Here is a 17,275-nt window from a genome sequence, read left to right as displayed (position 1 = left end):
GGCTGCTGGCCTCGGCGCTCAGCGCCGGCGCCGCCTCGGCCGAGGCGCTGACGGTGGTCACCGCGGCGCTGCCCGGTGCCGCCGCGGATCGGCTCGCGCCGGTGGCGGCGCGACTCAGGTTGGGCGCCGACCCGATGAGCACCTGGCGCGGACTGGTCGATGATCCCGCCCTGGCCCCGCTGGGACGCGCGCTGGCTCGAGCCCACGCCACCGGAGCTCCGGTGGCGTCGACCGTCGACCGGCTCGCCGACGAGCTCAGCCGCACCGCTCGAGCCGAGGTCGAGGACCGGGCGCGTCGGGTCGGCGTACGGGCCGCGGTGCCGCTCGGTCTGTGTCTGTTGCCGGCGTTCCTGCTGATCGGCGTGGTGCCGGTGGTCGGTGGCCTGCTCGCCCAACTGCAGATCTGAGGAGCCGCCGTTCTCCTTCGGTGAGTGATCGTTCGGTCGAGTGATCTCTGGTGGGGTGGGCTGGTCGAGATCCCGTTCCCGAGTGCGGTCTCGACGCGCTCGATCAGCGGATGCGCCGACTCAGCCGACGGATGCGGCGTTGGTCAGTGCTCTCCTGCGTCGGGCCGCGTCCGCGCTGCCTGGGCTCGTGTGGGACGCTCACAGACGATCCACAGACGACGCCGGGCAAACCGATGAGTCCGGACCGTGTACTTGCTTCACAACGAAGCGAGGAGGTCCGTCGATGATGCTGTTCGCTGTAGCCGGCGTGGTCGCCGCCCTGGCCGTGGTGGCCGCCCTGATCTGCTATCGGGAGAACTCGCAAGAGATGCTGCTCCCGCGCACCTTCCGCGAGGTCTCGGGTCTCTCGGCCTATCTGGAGCGACTGCTCGGTGCCGAGGTGCTCGCGGTCCAGGTGGTGCGCACCGACACCGCCCGGGACGAGACCCTGGTCCGGGTCAGCTATGCCCGCCGACGTCGCTGAGTCCGGTCCGGTCGCCGTTCATCGCTGACGACTGCGGGCGGGCCGACCGGATTTCGTCCCCAGCCCGATTTCGCGTCGAGGTCGTCCACAGGCGTACGGCGGGCGCTCGCACCGGTCGATCCGGGCGACCATCCTCGTCCCACTCGACCGCATCCGGCGGTCCGTGGGAAGGACCAGCGATGACCGATTCCTCGACGCCCGACCGTGCCCCCGACCGTGCCGCCGACAGTGCACCCGGCGGCGCCGGCGATGAGACCCGCAGCGACACCCGCAGCGATGCCTCACCGGGCGACTCGGCCGGCGGGCGTGACACAGCACCTCGGCTGCGACTGCTCCGCGGCGGCGACCCGGACGACAACGGGTCCGCGCAGACGCCTCGGCGGTTGGTCCGCGGCCGGGTCCCGAAACCGAGGCGCAGCGCCGAGGCCGGCATCACCACCGCTGAGTACGCGGTCGGCACCGCAGCCGGGGCGGGTCTGGCCGGACTGCTCTACAAGCTGCTCACCGGAGGCTTCGGCAACAACCTGCTGCACACCCTGTTCAATCACGTGCTCAACCTGCTCGGCATCTGAGAACGTGCGTGCACGAGGGGTGCGGCGCGGTGAACGCGGAGCCGCGACCGCCGAGCTGGTGATGGTGCTCCCGATGCTGGTCGCCGTGACCGTCGGTCTGGTCTGGCTGCTGTCGGTGGGCGCGGCCCAGCTGCGCACCATCGATGCCGCCCGCGAGACCGCGCGGGCGATGGCGCGCGGCGACGACCCGTCGTCGGCGGTCGCCCGTGGCCAGCAGGTCGGACCGAGCGGCACCCGGATCCGGGTCTCGGCGGGCGCCGAGGAGGTGGCCGTGGACGCCTCCGCATCCGTGCGCGGACCCGGCGGGCTGTTCGGCTGGCTGCCGGGGGTCACGGTCCACGCCCATGCGGTCGCCGAGCCCGAGCCGACCGCGGAGTGAGCACGATGCGCCGTCCCGGGACCGTGGACCGAGAGCGGGGCTCGGCGATACCGATGGCGGTCGGTGCCCTGGGCGTGTTGCTGATCGTCGGCGCCGCTCTCGGCGTGGTGGCCGCGATGGTGGCGGCCCATCGTCAGGCACAGTCGGCCGCCGACCTGGCCGCGCTGAGCGCGGCCACCGCCATCCAGTACCAGCGCGATCCGTGTGGTGCGGCCGCGAGCACGGCCGACGCCAACGACGCGGCGCTGCAGAGCTGTCGGATCGACGGGGAGGAGGTGGTGGTGCAGGTGCGGGTGCGAGGACCCAGATGGCTCGGTCAGGCCGGCGACCTCAGCGCACAGGCCCGGGCCGGTCCGGTCGGCGTCGCGTCGGGTGGCTAGCGGTGATCGCCGTCATTCTCCGTTCTTGCTCTCCTCGTGCCCGTCACGCTGGGACTCGACCTCCTCCAGCCGATGCGCGAGGCCCTCGAGTCGACGCCGCTCTCTGGCCTGGCGGATCTGTCGCTTGCCGCCCCACTTGGTGATCGAGAAGCCGAACAGCAGCGCCAGCCCGGCGATGAAGCCGAGCAGGAACACGGTGGTCGCGCCGAGATGGATCCCGAGGATGGTGGCTGCCTGGTGGGCGGTGGATCCGTCGCCGGCGGCGAACAGGCCGGCCAGGAGGAGGAGTACGGCGATCGCGAGGAGGATCAACCCGAGGAGCAGCATGGCCCGACCCTACCGTCGGAATCGCCGGAGCGCTGGTCCAGCAGCGTCTCGAGGAGCAGCAGTGCCCCGTCCTTGTCGAGCGGGTTGTTCTGGTTGCCGCACTTCGGCGACTGGATGCACGAGGGACACCCGGACTCGCACTCACACGCCTCGATCGCGTCGTGGGTGGCGCGCAGCCAGTCCTCGGCTCGCCGGAAGCCCCGCTCGGCGAAGCCGGCGCCTCCCGGGTGGCCGTCATAGACGAAGACGGTCAACCTGCCGGTGTCGGGGTGGTGTGCGGTGCTGACGCCGCCGATGTCCCAACGGTCGCAGGTCGCGAGCAGCGGCAGGAGGCCGATGGAGCAGTGCTCGGCCGCGTGCGCGGCGCCCGGGATGTCGCGTGGCTCCAGACCGGCCTCGGCCAGCGCCCGGTCCGGAACCGTCCACCACACCGCCCTGGTGCGCAGGGTCTGCTCGGGCAGGTCGAGCGGCTCCTCGCCCAGCACCTCGCCGGTGGTCCGACTGCGACGCAGGAAGGAGACGACCTGATGGGACACGGTCACCTCGCCGTAGCTCAGCCGGCATTCGCCCCACCGCTCGTGCTCGAGCTCATCGAGGATGGAGATCTCGGTGAGCTCCCGGGCGAAGGTGCGGTACGGCGGATCCGCGCGGGTGATCACGGCGACCCGTTCGTCGAGATCGAGCGCCTCCACCAGGTAGGTCTCGCCCCGATGCACGTAGACGGCGCCGGGGTGAGCGGAGGCGTGCGCGCCGGCGGCATCGACCGTGCCGACGACTCGTCCGGTCTCGGACTCGACCAACTGCACCGGACCGCCGCCGGTCGAGCGGATGTCGGTGAGGCCGGCGGCGCTGCGGCGATCGGTCCAATACCAGCCGCGCGGCCGTTTGCGCAGCAGTCCGGACGCGACCAGGGAGTCGATCACCTCGGCGGCGCCGGGGCCGAAGAGCGCGAGGTCGTCCTCGGTCAGCGGGATCTCCTGTGCGGCGGCGCACAGGTGCGGACCCAGCACGTAGGGGTTGCCGGGGTCGAAGACGCCCGCCTCGACGGGCTGCCCGAGCAGCGCCTCGGGATGGGTCACCAGGTAGTTGTCGAGCGGGTCGTCGCGCGCGACCATCACGCCGAGAGCCTCCTCGCCGTTGCGGCCCGCCCGGCCGATCTGCTGCCAGAACGCCGCCCGGCGACCCGGGTATCCGGCCAGGAGCACGGCGTCCAGCCCGCTGATGTCGATGCCCAGCTCGAGGGCGTTGGTGGCCGCCAGGCCGAGCAGCTCACCCGAGCGCAGGTCGTGCTCCAGGCTGCGGCGTTCCTCCGGCAGGTAGCCGCCACGGTAGGCCGAGACCCGCTTCGCCAGGCCGGCGTCGACCTCGGCGAGCAGATCGGCGGTGGTGAGCGCCACCTGCTCCGCCCCGATCCGCGAGCGGACGAAGGCGAGGGTACGCACCTGCGAGGCCACCAGGTCCGCGAGCAGGTCGGCGGTCTCCGCGGAGGCGGTGCGCCGCAGCGGTGCGCCGCGCTCGCCTTCGTACCCGCTCAGCGGCGGCTGCCACAGTGCGATCGAGGTGCGGCCGCGCGGTGAGGTGTCGGTCGTCACCGGCAGCATCGGCAGCCCGGTGAGGCGCTCGCCGGCGATCTCCGGCTCCGCCACCGTGGCCGAGGCGAGCACGAAGGTGGGCGTGGCGCCATACCGGGCACACACCCGGCGCAGACGACGCAACACCTGAGCCACGTGCGCCCCGAAGACTCCGCGGTAGTGATGGCACTCGTCCACCACCACGTAGCGCAGGGTGGCGAGGTATCGCGACCAACGGTCGTGCGCGCCCAGCAGCGAACGGTGCAGCATGTCGGGGTTGGTCAGGAGGTACTCGCCGTACTCGCGCGCCCAGGCGCGTTCGTCTCGGCTGCTGTCGCCGTCATGGGTCGCGATCCGGGCATCGAGCCGGAGCTCGCGCAGCCGGGCCAGCTGGTCCTGGGCCAGTGCCTTGGTCGGGGCGAGGTACAGCGTGCTCGCGCCGCGCTCGCCGCGGCGACCCCGTCCGGCGCGCAGGTCGCTGAGTGCGGCGAGCTGATAGGCGAGCGACTTCCCGGACGCGGTGCCGGTCGCGAGCACCACGTGGTCGCCGGCGTGGGCGGCCTCGGCGGCCACCACCTGGTGTCGCCAGGGCCTGGTGATGCCGCCGACGCCGAAGGCGGCCACCACCTCGGGATCCGCCCATGACGGCCAGTCCGCATAGCTGGCCTCTCGCGGCGGCAGTATCTCCAGATGGGTCAGCCGATCCGCGCGGCCGGGGCCTGCGGTGAGCCTGCTGAGCGCGTCCTGGACCGAGGTCGACGCCCGGCCGTGGACGACATCGGCCTCCTCGGCCGGCGAGGCGAGCTGCACGGACACGCTCCCATTGTCGCAAACCGACGGGCGTGCGGGCGCCGCGCAGCGCCGCTGCGGGCTCCCGTTCCCGAACGGCGCGGTCCCTTCCGGATCGGACGGGCGCGGAGACTCGACGATTCGTAGTTGCGGTGTTGTTGTGCGGCTGTGGGGAGGCCGTGGTTTCATTGGGGTCGGCTTCAAGAGCAGTGACATGGGGTTTCACGACATCGGGTTCCTCGGCTGCTTGAGGCACGCCAACCGGTGCTACGAGGAGTGCTCACGTGGATCTGACGCTTGCGACGCGCGAGCTGGGGACCGCCACCGTCATCGCGGTGGGCGGCGAGATCGACGTCTACACCGCACCCAAGCTGCGCGACCGGATCACCGAGCTCGTCGCCGACGGTCGCTATCGCCTGGTCGTCGACCTGGAGGCCGTCGAGTTCCTCGACTCCACCGGACTGGGGGTGCTGGTCGGGGGCCTGAAGAAGGTGCGCGCGCACGACGGGGTGCTGCGGTTGGTGTGCACCCAGGGCAGGCTGCTGAAGATCTTCCGGATCACCGGCCTGGCGAAGGTCTTCGACATCCACGACACCGCCGAGTCCGCGGTCGCGTGAGCGGCCGCGACGACGCTGTGCGCCGGGCGGCCGCCGCCGGTGGCGTCGGTCCGATCGGTGAGACTCCGCACCGGCTGCGTGACGCGCTGGAGAGCGCCGGCTTCACCTACGACGCGGTGGCCGACCTGCTCGGGCCGACCGCCCATGCGGCCCTGGGTCGCAACGAGACCCTGCCCGGTCGTCGACGCACCCACGGGGAGAGCCCGCTGGAGACGCTGATCCGACTGTTCCTGCTGCAGACCACCGTCAGTCTCGAGGCCGCCGAGCGGGCGCTGCCGGGGCTGGTCGACCGCCTTGCCGTCGAGGGACTCCTGGAGCAGTCCGTCGGCGAGGTCGCGGCTCGTCTCGACGTACGTCCCTACGCCGCGGACGACACCCACCTGTGGGTCGTCTCCGACCTGACGCCCGGTCTGGACGGGGCGCCGCAGCGGGTAGGCGCGGACCACGTCCTCGGCATCAGCTCGGCGTCGACCTCGCTGGCGCAGCTCACCATTCGCGAACCGGTGGCCGATGCGCTCGATCTCGGCACCGGCTGTGGCGTCCAGGCGCTCCACCTCGCCGCGCACAGCGGCCGGGTGGTCGCCACCGACGTCAACCCACGGGCGCTGTGGGCCACTCGGTTCAACGCCGCGCTCAACGACGTCACCGCCCGGGTCGACGTACGCGACGGCTCGTTCTTCGAACCGGTCGCGGGCGAGAGGTTCGACCTGATCGTCACCAACCCGCCGTTCGTGATCTCGCCGGCGACCGGTGAGCGGCTGGTCTACCGGGACTCCGGGCTTCCCGGCGACCGGGTGGTCGAGGACATCGTCCGCGCCGCCCCCGGCCTGCTGCGCGACGGCGGCTGGTGCCAGATCCTCGGCAACTGGGTCATCCGGGCCGACCGGCCGTGGGACGAGCGACTCGTCGATTGGCTCGACGAGGACGTCGACGCCCTCGTCGTCCAACGCGAGGTGCTCGATCCGGCGGCATACGTCGAGCTGTGGCTGAAGGACTCGGGCCACCACGGCGGCCCGGAGTACCTGACCCGCTACGACACCTGGCTGTCCTGGTTCGAGGAGCAAGGCATCGAGGGCGTGGGCTTCGGTTGGATCAACCTGCATCGGCCGGATCCGGCCTCCGTGCGATACGACGGCGGTCTCGAACCGCGTCGAGAGCTGCTGGACTGGCCCTATGACGTGGAGCAGCCGGTGGCTCCCGCGCTGGCGGCCTGGGGAACGGCGGTCCGGACCCCGGTGACCCGCGAGAGCGTGCTGGTGGCCGCACCCGACCTGGTCCAGGAGACGCTGGGCGCCCCGGGGGCGGAGGATCCGCGCAGCATCGTGCTGCGCCAACAGCGCGGCCTTCGCCGCGCCCGTCAGGTCGACACCGTCGAGGCCGCCCTCGTCGGAGCCTGCGACGGCGACCTGAGCATCGGCCGGATCCTTGACGCCCTCGCCGAGCTGCTGGACCGCGACCCGGCCGAGACCGCGGCCACCTACCTGCCGATCGCCGGCGAGCTGGTCGGCGAGGGCTTCCTGCTGCCGGGAGAGGCCTGACTACTGCGAGCGGCCCGCGGCCGGGCGCGTGGCACGTGCTGGCCGGCTCGGGAGGCATCGGCCATCCCGCGGGCGAATGCTCGGGCGTGAGGGTTGCTCAAGGACTCGATGAGCGGCTCACGCTCCTCGGTCGGCCCGCTCGGCGGCCCGCGCGTGCTCTCTGACCCGGATCAGCCGTGCCCGGACCCGGCCGAGCAGCAGGTCGGGGTGCCCGAGGGTGGTCACCTCGGACGGCCGAGACACCCCGCTCAGCCGGTGCAGTGCCCACGGCATCGGAGCGTGGTGCCATGGCCAGAAGCCTTGCAGCGCCTGCACGACCGGCTGGGCGTAGACGCCCGGCGTCTGGGGCAGCGCCAGGAACTGCTTGAGCCGGGTCGCGGTGACCAGGCCGCGTCCGACCAGCCCGTTCGCGTCGCCGACCGCCCAGCTCAGACCGGCCGCGACCTGGGTCGCCGACCGGCCCCCGCACACCACCAGGGGCTCGGCGGCCCACAGCCGCCGCAGACCGTTGCGCAACGCGACACCGGTCTCGGGGTCGAAGAACTCCGCCGCGATGTGACCCAGGATCGCGGCGACGGCGGTCAGCCTCTCCCGCTCGGACGGGCTTGCTCCGGTCGGCATCGGATCCGTCGGCTCGCGGAGCGGGGAGTCGTCCAGCGCAGCCACCGCCTCCGGGCCGCCACACACGGCCTCGAGCCAGTCCAGCGCACGCTGGTAGTCCTGGGGCGCCGGCTGATGGAGCTGGTGCTCGAGCCGCTCGATGACGCTCACCGCGCGATCCAGCAGCGCGGCCAGGCCGGGCTCCTCCCACCAGTCGGCCGCGCCGGGATCGCGGGAGTCGTCGCTGCCCGCGGGCCAGTACGCCGGGCACGCGGGATCGTTGGGGTGGTGGCCACCGTGGCCCTCGATGATGTGCATGAGACCTCCTTTGTCTGCTGCGCGCCGCGCAGGTCGGGTCTCGTCGTCCGGCATCAGGGTGCCACCCGGCACCGACAGGCCGACAGTTCGGCCGGGTGTCGGCCCGCCTCCGGCTGGGTAAGGTGCCCGCGTGTCGCGCCCAGGCTGGTACCCGGACCCCGCGGGGGAACCCGACCTGCTGCGCTACTGGGACGGCACCGCCTGGACCGCTCAGACCCGTCCGGCCCCGGCGGAGGTGGTCGAGCCCTCGGGCTGGCCCGAGCCCGAGCCGACGCCGCCGCCGGCCGCGTGGGGGGCACGCTCGCGCCGGCGTACGACGCCCGCCGTGATCGCCGCCCTCACCGCGGCCGCGGTGCTCGCGGTGGCCGCGGTCGTCGTCGTGGTGCTGGTCCGCGGCCGTGACGACACGCCGTCGGCCGGCGGCTCCACCGGACCGGTCTCGGCCGGTGTCTCCGACTCGGCCGGCGCCGACGGTCTGGCCAACGCCTGTCGGGAGGTCTATCAGAAGCGGCTCGCCCCGGCGACCGACGACGACCGCATCCACGGTGGCGGGCTCTCCTTCGCCCGCGCCTGGACCACCAAGCCGGACGAGGAGCGGACCTGGGTCTTCCCGTTCGTCACCGACATGCGCTACGAGGCGAGGCAGCTGACCCCGGAGTGGACCGCCATGCACGCGGTCGGCAGGCTGCCGGACTGGCACGGCTACACCACCCCGAAGAAGGCCGCGCAGCTGTTGATCGGGTGCCTGGCGACCAGTGACTCCTACCGCAACCGCACCGGCGTCGTACCGGTGTTCTCCAAGGCGGTGCGCGTCCAGGGGCACCATGGGTGGGCGGCCCGCGCGAAGATCCTGGTCAGCGGCCAGGACGTGCCCGGCGACGTCGCCGAGATCCGGGTGGTCGAGATCGCCGGCGGCCAGGCCGCGTTCCTCGGCACCGCGCCCATCGGAAGATCCGCCTGGGTCGCCGTGTTGGACCACACGGTCGACTCCTTGCGGGTGGACTGAACCCGGCTCGGTGAGCGACACGCGCTACCGTGTCACGCCGGAGGCCGAATTCTGTGGGCCCCAGGGGGAGCGTCGGCCGACCGTGGCCGGAGGCTCGTAGGTCAAGAAGCGTGAGAAGGCAAGGACGTCAGTGGCACACAAGTTGGTGATCGTCGAGTCGCCGAAGAAGGCTCAGATGATCGGCGGCTACCTCGGATCGGGGTACGTCGTGGAGTCGTCGCGCGGACACATCCGCGACCTGCCGCAGAGCGCGGCCGACACGCCGGCGAAGATCAAGGACAAGGTCTGGGGCCGACTCGGGGTCGACGTCGACCACGGCTTCGAGCCCTACTACGTCGTCCCGCGGGACAAGAAGAGCCACATCGCCAAGCTCAAGTCGTTGCTCAAGGATGCCGACGAGCTCCTGCTCGCCACCGATGAGGACCGCGAGGGCGAGGCGATCGCCTGGCACCTGCTCGATGAGCTGAAGCCGAAGAAGGGCGTCCCGGTCAAGCGGATGGTCTTCCACGAGATCACCCGGCCCGCCATCGAGGAGGCGGCCGCCAACCCGCGTGAGCTCGACATGGACCTCGTCGAGGCGCAGGAGGCCCGCCGCATCCTCGACCGGCTCTACGGCTACGAGGTCTCACCGGTGCTGTGGCGCAAGGTGATGTCCGGGCTCTCCGCCGGTCGCGTCCAGTCGGTGGCCACCCGGCTGGTGGTCGACCGCGAGCGGGAGCGGATCGCGTTCCGGCAGGCCTCCTACTGGGACCTGCAGGGCACCTTCGACGCCGGTTCCGACCGCGAGCCGCGGATGTTCCCCGCCCGGCTGACCAGCGTCGACGGCGCCCGGGTGGCCCGCGGCTCCGACTTCGGGCCGGATGGCCGGCTGAAGGTCTCGGCCGGCTCGACCAACGGGGACGGCGTCGTCCACCTCGACCGGGCCCGCGCCGAGGCGCTGGTGGCGGCACTGGCCGACGCGACGTACGACGTCCGGGCGGTCGAGTCCAAGCCGTACCGTCGCTCGCCGTACGCCCCCTTCCGCACCACCACGCTGCAGCAGGAGGCCAGCCGCAAGCTCGGGATGAGCGCCAGCGTGACCATGAGCGTGGCCCAGCGGCTCTACGAGTCCGGCTACATCACCTACATGCGTACCGACTCCACGACGCTGTCCAGCGCCGCCGTCTCGGCGGCCCGGGCGCAGGTCGCCGAGCTCTACGGCAGCGAGTACCTGCCGGACGCACCCCGGGTCTTCACCAGCAAGGTCAAGAACGCCCAGGAGGCGCACGAGGCGATCCGCCCGGCCGGCGACAGCTTCCGTACGCCGGCCCAGACCGGGCTGCACGGAGAGCAGTTCCGGCTCTACGAGCTGATCTGGATGCGCACCGTCGCCTCCCAGATGCGCGACGCGGTCGGCCAGTCGGTGGCCATCCGGCTCGGCGCGGCCGCCGCGAGCGGTGAGGACGTGGTCTTCTCCGCCACCGGCCGGGTGATCACCTTCCACGGCTTCCTCAAGGCGTACGTCGAGGGCACCGACCACGCCGACCAGCGCAGTGACGACGACCAGACCCGGCTGCCGAACCTGGTCGAGGGCGACCGGGTCACCGCCGCCTCGCTGAGTGCCGACGGGCACGAGACCAAGCCGCCGGCCCGCTACACCGAGGCCACCCTGGTCAAGGAGCTGGAGGACCGCGAGATCGGGCGCCCCTCCACCTACGCCTCGATCATCGACACCATCATCAACCGGGGCTACGTCTACAAGAAGGGCACCGCGCTGGTGCCGGCCTGGCTGGCGTTCAGCGTGGTGCGGCTGCTGGAGGAGCACTTCCCCCGGCAGATCGACTACGAGTTCACCGCCTCGATGGAGGACGTGCTCGACGAGATCGCGGGCGGCCGCAAGGACATGGCCAGCGAGCTGGCCGAGTTCTACTTCGGCTCCGCCCGGGTCAAGGGTCTCAAGCCGCTGGTCGACGGCCTCGGCGACATCGACGCCCGCCAGCTGGCCACCTTCCCGATCGGCGGGGACGACAGCGGGATCCAGCTGCGGGTCGGTCGCTACGGCCCCTACATCGAGGGTCCCGACGCCGACGGCACGCCGTTCGCCGTACGGGCCAACGTGCCCGACGACCTGCCGCCCGACGAGCTGACCCTGGAGAAGGCCACGGAGCTCTTCGCCAATCCCGCCGGGGAGGAGATCCACCTCGGCAAGCACCCGGTGACCGGGCTGGAGATCGTGGCCAAGAACGGTCGCTTCGGGCCGTACGTGACCGAGCTGCTGCCCGAGACCGAGGACGGCACCGCGCCGAAGAAGGGTGCCAAGAAGAGCGTCCGGCCGCGTACCGCGTCGCTGTTCAAGCAGATGTCGTTGGACACCGTCACCCTCGATGACGCGGTCAAGCTGCTCACCCTGCCGCGGGTCGTCGGCGAGGCGGCCGACGGCACCGAGATCACCGCCCAGAACGGCCGCTATGGGCCGTACCTGAAGAAGGGCACCGACTCCCGCTCGCTGGCCAGCGAGGAGCAGCTGTTCACCATCACCCTGGAGGAGGCGGAGAAGATCTACGCCCAGCCGAAGACCCGCGGCCGGGCGGCGGCCGCCGCACCGTTGAAGGAGCTCGGCGCGGACCCGGTCTCCGGCCAGCCGGTGGTGGTCAAGGCCGGCCGGTTCGGCGAGTACGTCACCGACGGCGAGTACAACGCGACCCTGCGGCAGGGCGACACCGTCGAGGCGCTCACCCTGGAGCGGGCGGCCGAGCTGCTCGCCGAGCGGCGTGAGCGCGGGCCGGCCAAGAAGGCGACCAAGCGGGGCGCGAAGAAGACGACGGCGAAGAGGGCCACCAAGAAGACGACGGCCAAGAAGACGACGGCCAAGAAGTCCTGAGGAGTGCGGCGGGCTCGGCCGGAGGGTTCGGTGCCCGGTGTCGGTGCACAGTGTCGGTGCCCGGTCGTAGCGTGCCGGCATGACCTTCGCCAACGTCGGCACCCTCGGTGCCCAGCCGGGGCGACGAGACGAGCTCGTCGCCCACCTGACCCGTCCCGGCGCGGAGCTCGCCGCTCATGGCTGCCTGCTCTACGAGGTCGGCGTGAACGACGAGGAGCCGGACACGGTCTTCGTGATCGAGCTGTGGTCCTCCGCCGAGGCGCACCGGGCCTCGCTGGAGCTCCCGGCCGTCCAGGAGTCGATCGCCGCGGCTCGGCCGCTGCTCTCCGGGGTCTTCGGAGGCCATCGGTTCGACGTGGTCGGCTCGCCGCTGCGCGGCACCCCGTAGGTTTCTCTCGTGGGATTTCCGGGGGTGTACGCCGAGCGGGGTGTGTTCGTGTGCTTCGAGGGCGGTGAGGGCTCGGGCAAGTCGACCCAGGCCGGCCTGCTCGAGGCGTCCCTGCGCGCCGCCGGGCACACCGTGCTGCTGACCCGGGAGCCGGGCGGGACCCCGGTCGGGAACGAGCTGCGCCGGATCGTGCTGAGCCCGGAGACCGGCGCGCTCGACCCGCGCTGTGAGGCGCTGCTGTACGCCGCCGACAAGGCCGAGCACGTCGGCACCCTGGTGGCGCCCGCGCTGGCCCGCGGCGAGGTGGTGGTGATGGACCGCTACGTCGACTCCACGCTCGCCTATCAGGGGGCCGGCCGCGACCTGGACCTCGACGGCCTGGAGCAGGTGGCGCGCTGGGCCACCGGCGACCTGCGCCCGCACCTGACGGTGCTGCTCGACCTGGAGCCCAGTGCCGGGCTGGGCCGGTTCGAGCAGCGCGACCGGATCGAGCAGGAGTCCGAGGAGTTCCATCACCGGGTGCGCGCGGGGTTCCTGGCGCTGGCCGCGGCCGACCCCGAGCACTATCTGGTGCTCGACGCCCGCCTGCCGGTGGCCGAGATCCAGGCGGCGGTCCGGGCTCGGACCGAGCCGCTGCTGCCGGCGGGAGGGGCGCGGTCGTGAACGGCATCTGGGACACCCTGGTCGGCCAGCGGCACGTCATCGACGGCCTCGCCGAGGCGGTCGCCGGGCACGGCATGACCCAGTCCTGGCTGTTCACCGGTCCGCCCGGATCCGGCCGCTCCAATGCCGCCATCGCGTTCGCGGCGGCGCTGCAGTGCCCGGACGGCGGTTGTGGGGAGTGCCACGAGTGCCGCACCGTGTTGGCCGGATCCCACGCCGACGTCCGGTTGGTGCGCACCGACAAGCTCAGCCTCGGCGTCGACGACATCCGTGAGCTGGTCCGCGCGGCCGCCCTCGCCCCGGCCGGCGAGCGGTGGCAGATCGTCATCGTCGAGGACGCCGACCGGCTCACCGAGCAGGCCAACAACGCCCTGCTCAAGGCGGTCGAGGAGCCCAGCCCGCGCACCGTGTGGATGCTGTGCGCGCCGACGGTCACCGACGTGCTGCCCACCATCCGCAGCCGGTGCCGGCTGATGACGCTGGCGACGCCGAGCACCGCCGAGGTGGCCGGCTTCCTGGAGCGGTCGCTGGGCGTGGCGCCGGAGCTGGCGTCGTACGCCGCCCGGGCGAGCCAGGGCCACATCGGCCGGGCGAAGGCGCTGGCCCGCGACGAGGACACCCGGCGCCGTCGTCGTCAGGTGGTCTCCTACCCGGTCCGGCTGCGCGGACTCGCCGATGCACTGCGGTGCGCCGAGGAGCTCACCGCGGTCACCAAGGAGGAGTCCGACGCCGTGACGGCCGAGCTCGACGCCCGCGAGAAGGCCGACCTGGACACCGCCTACGGCGTGGTCGAGCGGGGCCGTCGGCCGCGGGAGTACGGTCCGGCGCTGCGCGAGCTGGAGAAGCAGCAGAAGAGTCGCGCCACCCGGCGCCACCGCGACGTGATCGACCGCGGCCTGATGGACCTGGTCTCGGTCTACCGGGACGCGATCGCGCTCGCCACCGGCGCCCCCGCCGACCTGGTCAACGAGGAGATCCGCGCCGACGTCGAGAGGCTGGCCGCCTCGTCCACCCCGGAGCTGAATCTGCGTCGGATCGATTGGATCTTCGCCGCGAGGGAACAACTCCTGGAGTTCAACGTGCCACCGCAGATGGCGCTGGAGTCGATGATGGTCGCGCTGGCCGGGCCGGGCGCGCAGAGGTAGGAGTATGCGGTGAACGCAGCGAGGGCGCAGCGGGCGTTGGTGGTGCTCGTCGTCGTGCTGGTGTTGGTCGCGGCCGGCACCGTGGGGACGGTGCTGGGGCTACGGGTGGCCGACAGCGGCGACAGCGGCGACAGCGGCGACAGCGACGCCGCCGGCGCCTCGGCCACGCCGACCGGGTCGACCACACCGTCGGCGTCCGCCTCGGCGAGCGCGAGTCCGTCCAGCGCCCAGGCCGACCCGAGCGATCCGGCGGCGACCGAGGCACCGGAGGCGGATCTCGCCCGGTTCTACACCCAGAGGCTCAGCTGGAGCTCGTGCCGCAACGACTTCCAGTGCGCCACGCTCACCGTCCCGCTCGACTACGAGCACCCGAACGGACGCACCATCGAGCTGGCCGTGCTCGAGGCGCCGGCCACCGACCAGAGCGCACGGGTCGGATCGCTGGTGGTCAACCCCGGCGGCCCCGGCGGCTCCGGCACCGACTACGCCGCCGGCGGTGGGTTCTACTTCGGCGACGCGCTGCGCAAGAGCTACGACATCGTCGGCTTCGACCCGCGCGGGGTCGGGGAGAGCACCGCGGTGGACTGCCTCACCGACGCCCAGCTCGACCGGTACGTCGCGGTCGACCCGGTGCCGGCGACGAAGGCCGAGATCGGGGCCTACGAGCATCAGTCGGCGCTGATGGCGCAGGGGTGCGCGACCAATTCGCCGCGACTCTCCGGCCACGTCAGCACGGTCGAGGCGGCCCGGGACATGGACATCCTGCGGGCCGCCCTCGGCGAGACCCAGCTGGACTACCTCGGGGCGTCGTACGGGACCAAGCTCGGCACCGTCTACGCCGACCTGTTCCCCGCCAAGGTGGGCCGGTTCGTGCTGGACGGAGCGCTGCCGCCCTCGCTCGGCACCGTCCAGCTCAACCTGCAGCAGGCCAAGGGATTCGAGGTCGCGCTGCGCTCCTACGTCAAGGACTGCGTGGACGACGGGGGCTGCTACCTGGGCGCTTCGGTGGATGCCGGCGTCCGCCGCGTGCAGCGGCTGATGGACCACATCGAGAACCACCCGCTGCCGACCTCGGACGGCCGTGAGCTCGAGGGCGGCAACGCCTTCGCCGGCCTGATCACCCCGCTGTACAGCAAGGACAACTGGCCGCTGCTGACCAGCGCCCTCAAGCAGGCGCTCAAGGGGGACGGATCGGCTCTGATGACCCTCTCCGACGCCTACGCCAGCCGCGGTTCGAACGGCTACTCCGACAACTCGATGGAGGCGAACTGGGCGATCAACTGCCTCGACGACCCCACCTCGCTCACCGTGGCACAGGTGCGCAAGCAGCTGCCCCGCTTCGAGAAGGCCGCGCCGACCTTCGGGGCCGCACTCGCCTGGATGACGACCGGCTGTGCCGGAGAGCAGAAGAAGGCCGAGGAGAAGGCGCCGGCGGTGGGGGCTCCCGGCGCGAACCCGATCGTGGTGGTGGGCACCACCCGCGACCCGGCCACGCCGTACGCCTGGGCCAAGGAGCTGGCCGCCGCCCTGGACTCGGGGGTCCTGGTCAGCCGTGACGGCGACGGCCACACCGGCTACCACTCCGGGAACTCCTGCGTCGACGACGCGGTGGAGGGCTACCTGATCGACGGCACCGTGCCCCAGGACGGGCTGAGCTGCTGAGCTCTCAGGTCACTACGTCGCGCGGGAAGATCGCGGTGAGATCGCGCGCGAGCTCCTCGGCGCTCCGGCCGGCCGGAGCGCCGAGCCACCAGGCGATGACGCCGAGCGAACCGGTCGCGATGAATCGCGCCGTGACTTCCGGATCACCCTCGGTGGTCTCCCGCTCACGCAGGGTGGCGAGGACGTGGGCGGCGAAGGCATCCTCGACCGCGGTGGCATACCTACCTCCGCTGCTCAACAGCGCGAGGTACTCCTCGCGGCGACTGCCGACGAAGGTGATCACCTCGCGCATCGAGGCGATGCTGCTGGACAGTGCGCTTCCGGCTTCGCCGTACCTGGTGAAGGTGTCGACCGATGAGATGGCGTCGAAGAGCTCGGTCAGCGCCTCGACCGCGAGGTCCTCGGTATCGGTGAAGTGGGCGTAGAACGCCGAGCGCGCGACACCGGCCCGCCTGACCAGCTCGGTGACGGAGACGGCGGTCTCCGGCCGTTCCGAGCGCAGCTCCCGATAGGCCGCCACCAGCTTCGCGCGGGTTCGCCGTGCCCTGGGATCGGTGTTGTGGGCCATCCGCGAGCGCGTCTGGGAAAGAGTCCTGTCCTTGTCCATGTCTCCCTCTAACGTACACTGTGCGTTAGCAGTCTCGGGCCAAACCTCGTCGACCGACGTCGACACCAGAGAGCAGTGAGAGAGGCTAGTCAATGGGCAAGCTTGACGGGAAGGTAGCGATCATCACCGGCGCAGGGCGCGGACAGGGTCGCTCGCACGCCATCACGTTGGCGAGCAAGGGCGCGCGCATCGTCGCCGCGGACATCTGTGCGCCGGTGGAGACCGTCTCCTACGATGTCGCCAGCCGGGATGATCTGGACGAGACCGCCCGGCTGGTCGGGGAGGCTGGCGGTGAGGTCACGACGGTCGTCGCCGACGTACGGTCGACCTCGGATATGGACCGGATGGCGCATGTCGCGCTCGAGGAGTTCGGCAGGATCGACATCCTGCTCGCCAACGCCGGCATCCACACCATCCGTCCCACGACCTATGAGATCACCGACGAGGAGTGGGAGACCATGCTCGCGGTGAACCTGACCGGGGCGTTCAAGGCAGCCCGGGCGGTCATCCCTTCGATGATCGAGGCCGGCAACGGAGGATCGATCGTCTTCACCTCCTCGGTCGACGGGCTGCGGGCCTCGCCCTCGTGGGGCCACTACGGTGCGGCCAAGGCGGGCCTGCAGAGTCTCACCAAGACGCTGTCGTTCGAGCTCGCTCGGCAGAACATCCGGGTGAACGCGGTCAATCCGACCGGCGTGAACTCGCCAATGGCCGAGGCGCTGTTCGACCAGGTGCCGCAAGTGATGGGCCGATGGGCCTACGGCAGCGATCGGGCCAACCTGATGGACGTGCCGTTGATCGAGGTCCAGGACATCAGCAATGCGATCCTCTACCTCGTCAGCGACGAGGCCCGCTACGTCACCGGCATCACGCTGCCGGTCGACGCTGGGTACACCACCAAGCACTGAGCCCACTCGGCCCGG

The 17,275-nt window shown here is 71.8% G+C and carries 18 protein-coding genes; 14 read left to right on the top strand and 4 right to left on the bottom strand.

From position 1 onward, the window contains the following. The 5 genes from QM638_RS15850 to QM638_RS15830 form a co-directional block, all read left to right on the top strand. On the top strand, window positions 1-407 hold a 407-nt coding region (locus QM638_RS15850), incomplete at its 5' end, for a type II secretion system F family protein (RefSeq protein WP_415143355.1). A gap of 283 nt (window positions 408-690) precedes the next feature. After that, a complete protein-coding gene (locus QM638_RS15845; protein WP_415143353.1) occupies window positions 691-930 on the top strand; it encodes a hypothetical protein in 240 nt (79 codons plus the stop codon). Between the two features lie 179 nt (window positions 931-1,109). Continuing rightward, on the top strand, window positions 1,110-1,502 hold the full coding sequence (locus QM638_RS15840) for a DUF4244 domain-containing protein (protein WP_415143351.1): 393 nt from the start codon (window positions 1,110-1,112) through the stop codon (window positions 1,500-1,502). 4 nt (window positions 1,503-1,506) lie between these two features. Beyond that, complete coding sequence (locus QM638_RS15835; protein ID WP_415143349.1) at window positions 1,507-1,881, top strand: TadE family type IV pilus minor pilin; 375 nt, start codon at window positions 1,507-1,509, stop codon at window positions 1,879-1,881. A 5-nt stretch (window positions 1,882-1,886) separates the two neighbouring features. Continuing rightward, window positions 1,887-2,261, top strand: coding sequence for an Rv3654c family TadE-like protein (locus tag QM638_RS15830; RefSeq protein WP_415143347.1), 375 nt, complete (start codon window positions 1,887-1,889; stop codon window positions 2,259-2,261). A gap of 12 nt (window positions 2,262-2,273) precedes the next feature. On the opposite strand, the gene QM638_RS15825 is transcribed toward QM638_RS15830, so the two are convergent. After that, a complete protein-coding gene (locus QM638_RS15825; protein WP_415143345.1) occupies window positions 2,274-2,588 on the bottom strand; it encodes a hypothetical protein in 315 nt (104 codons plus the stop codon). After that, on the bottom strand, window positions 2,570-4,975 hold the full coding sequence (locus tag QM638_RS15820; RefSeq protein WP_415143342.1) for a DEAD/DEAH box helicase: 2,406 nt from the start codon (window positions 4,973-4,975) through the stop codon (window positions 2,570-2,572). The genes QM638_RS15825 and QM638_RS15820 overlap by 19 nt, the downstream gene beginning before the upstream one ends. 257 nt (window positions 4,976-5,232) lie before the next feature. Between QM638_RS15820 and QM638_RS15815 the strand changes: the two genes are divergently transcribed. Then, entirely contained in the window at window positions 5,233-5,565 is a 333-nt protein-coding gene (locus QM638_RS15815) for an anti-sigma factor antagonist (protein WP_415143341.1), read from the top strand. Continuing rightward, on the top strand, window positions 5,562-7,103 hold the full coding sequence (locus QM638_RS15810; protein ID WP_415143339.1) for a methyltransferase: 1,542 nt from the start codon (window positions 5,562-5,564) through the stop codon (window positions 7,101-7,103). Before QM638_RS15815 ends, QM638_RS15810 begins: the two co-directional genes overlap by 4 nt. Window positions 7,104-7,220: 117 nt before the next feature. On the opposite strand, the gene QM638_RS15805 is transcribed toward QM638_RS15810, so the two are convergent. Beyond that, entirely contained in the window at window positions 7,221-8,021 is an 801-nt protein-coding gene (locus QM638_RS15805) for a hypothetical protein (RefSeq protein WP_415143338.1), read from the bottom strand. 130 nt (window positions 8,022-8,151) lie between these two features. Between QM638_RS15805 and QM638_RS15800 the strand changes: the two genes are divergently transcribed. From QM638_RS15800 to QM638_RS15775, 6 genes are all read left to right on the top strand, one after another. Next, window positions 8,152-9,027, top strand: a complete 876-nt coding sequence (locus tag QM638_RS15800) for a DUF2510 domain-containing protein (protein ID WP_415143336.1) — start codon at window positions 8,152-8,154, stop codon at window positions 9,025-9,027. Window positions 9,028-9,157: 130 nt separating this feature from the next. Then, window positions 9,158-11,887: a type I DNA topoisomerase gene (gene topA, locus QM638_RS15795; RefSeq protein ID WP_415143334.1), complete on the top strand. Its 2,730-nt coding sequence runs from the start codon at window positions 9,158-9,160 to the stop codon at window positions 11,885-11,887. A gap of 79 nt (window positions 11,888-11,966) precedes the next feature. Then, on the top strand, window positions 11,967-12,275 hold the full coding sequence (locus QM638_RS15790) for a putative quinol monooxygenase (protein ID WP_415143332.1): 309 nt from the start codon (window positions 11,967-11,969) through the stop codon (window positions 12,273-12,275). A gap of 9 nt (window positions 12,276-12,284) precedes the next feature. Beyond that, window positions 12,285-12,938, top strand: coding sequence for a dTMP kinase (gene tmk / locus QM638_RS15785; protein ID WP_415143330.1), 654 nt, complete (start codon window positions 12,285-12,287; stop codon window positions 12,936-12,938). A gap of 5 nt (window positions 12,939-12,943) precedes the next feature. Further along, the gene (locus tag QM638_RS15780) at window positions 12,944-14,083 is read left to right on the top strand and encodes a DNA polymerase III subunit delta' (RefSeq protein ID WP_415143361.1); all 1,140 of its coding nucleotides are present in this window, start codon (window positions 12,944-12,946) and stop codon (window positions 14,081-14,083) included. A 9-nt stretch (window positions 14,084-14,092) separates the two neighbouring features. After that, the gene (locus QM638_RS15775; RefSeq protein ID WP_415143328.1) at window positions 14,093-15,745 is read left to right on the top strand and encodes an alpha/beta hydrolase; all 1,653 of its coding nucleotides are present in this window, start codon (window positions 14,093-14,095) and stop codon (window positions 15,743-15,745) included. 4 nt (window positions 15,746-15,749) lie between these two features. Here the strand turns inward: QM638_RS15775 and QM638_RS15770 are convergent, their stop codons facing one another. Then, a complete protein-coding gene (locus QM638_RS15770) occupies window positions 15,750-16,313 on the bottom strand; it encodes a TetR/AcrR family transcriptional regulator (RefSeq protein ID WP_415143326.1) in 564 nt (187 codons plus the stop codon). Window positions 16,314-16,444: 131 nt separating this feature from the next. Between QM638_RS15770 and QM638_RS15765 the strand changes: the two genes are divergently transcribed. Further along, window positions 16,445-17,260: a mycofactocin-coupled SDR family oxidoreductase gene (locus tag QM638_RS15765; RefSeq protein WP_415143325.1), complete on the top strand. Its 816-nt coding sequence runs from the start codon at window positions 16,445-16,447 to the stop codon at window positions 17,258-17,260. Window positions 17,261-17,275: the final 15 nt, after the last annotated feature.

This window comes from Nocardioides sp. (assembly GCF_047606145.1).
Classification (GTDB): domain Bacteria; phylum Actinomycetota; class Actinomycetes; order Propionibacteriales; family Nocardioidaceae; genus Nocardioides.
The sequence above is the reverse complement of the archived record's forward strand: the minus strand, read 5'-3'. Positions and strand labels throughout refer to the sequence as shown.